2 protein-coding genes are annotated in these 1,162 nt (G+C 62.4%); one reads left to right on the top strand and one right to left on the bottom strand.

Annotated features, from left to right (window positions below; translation table 11 throughout):
* Positions 1-264: 264 nt before the first annotated feature.
* Entirely contained in the window at positions 265-870 is a 606-nt protein-coding gene (locus tag EOA28_RS36450; protein WP_040989612.1) for an NADPH-dependent FMN reductase, read from the bottom strand.
* Positions 871-960: 90 nt separating this feature from the next.
* On the opposite strand from EOA28_RS36450, the gene EOA28_RS36455 reads away from it, so the two are divergent.
* On the top strand, positions 961-1,162 hold a 202-nt coding region (locus EOA28_RS36455; protein WP_148671137.1), incomplete at its 3' end, for a helix-turn-helix domain-containing protein.

Consider the following 1,162-nt stretch of genomic DNA (forward strand, 5'->3'; position numbering starts at 1 on the left):
CTCCACCACTCGCCGACCTCGTCGAGGCTGCGCGCGATAGGGCATGGGCGCGTTTCGAAGCTCGTCCTGGCAACCATTCTCGTGACTCACTTTCAAAATGAAAGTTAGATATAGCCAAGTCGATTGCATTATGCAAGTCAGTATGATCGGACGCGCCGGCGCTGCATATCGAGCCGGCGCGAACGAACTTGCACGAGCCGTTGCTGCAAACAAAAAGGGCGACGCAAGCGCCGCCCTTCGGGAGGATGATTTTTCGCAGGCGCTTTAAGCGGCCTGGGCTTCGCCGGCGATCGCATCGGCGGCGCGGGCCGCCTTCAGCACCTTGGCCCACCAGGCGACGTCGTTGACCAGCGCGGCGGCGGCCTGGTTCAGATGCTCGATGTCCTCGAGCTTCTTCTCGCCCTGGCGCACCGCAAGGAAATCGCCCCAGGCGATATGGACGGCCGACTTGACCGGCGCCATCTGCAGCTCGACGGCGATCAGGCGGAGCTGTTCGACCGCGCGCGCGCCGCCGACCGAGCCGTAGCCGACAAAGCCGGCCGGCTTCTTGTTCCATTCATTGGCGGCGTAGTCGATGGCGTTCTTCAAGACACCGGTCGGAGCGTGATTGTATTCGGCGGCGGTGAAGATGAAGCCGTCGAACTCGGCGACCTTCTTCTGCCAGCGCTGCGCCACTTCGTTCTGCGACGGCGCCCAGGCGGAGGATGCGACCTCGTCGAAGAAGGGCAGCGGCCAGTCGCGCAGATCGACGATCTCGACGTCGATGTCGGCATGAGCCTTGGCGATCTTGGCGATCCACTGCGTCGGCACGTCGGCGAAGCGGGCGGCGCGCGTCGAACCGACGACGATGGCGATTTTGGGCTTGGACATAAGGGGCTCTCCTTGCGGGAATTTCTGGTATCGTTTGGATACCGGCGCTATATGTGATACTGACAAACCAGCGCGCAAGGGGGCACGTTTATGTTACTGAGGCACCCGCATATCACCGAAGACTGCCGTGCCGTGTCGGAAATCCTGCAGCGGGTCGGCGATAAATGGACCGTGCTCGTGGTCGGCAAGCTGGGTGACGGCGCGATGCGCTTCAACGAATTGCGCGCCGCCGTCGGCGGCATTTCGCAAAAAATGCTGACCACCACCTTGCGCGGTCTGGAACGCGATGGGT

Origin of the sequence: Mesorhizobium sp. M2A.F.Ca.ET.067.02.1.1, from assembly GCF_004023285.1 — a bacterium.
Classification (GTDB): Bacteria; Pseudomonadota; Alphaproteobacteria; order Rhizobiales; family Rhizobiaceae; genus Mesorhizobium.

Bases quoted from the DNA above. Each gene is read 5' to 3' on its own strand.
- EOA28_RS36450 (WP_040989612.1), bottom strand. From the start codon at position 870: ATGTCCAAGCCCAAAATCGCCATCGTCGTCGGTTCGACGCGCGCCGCC.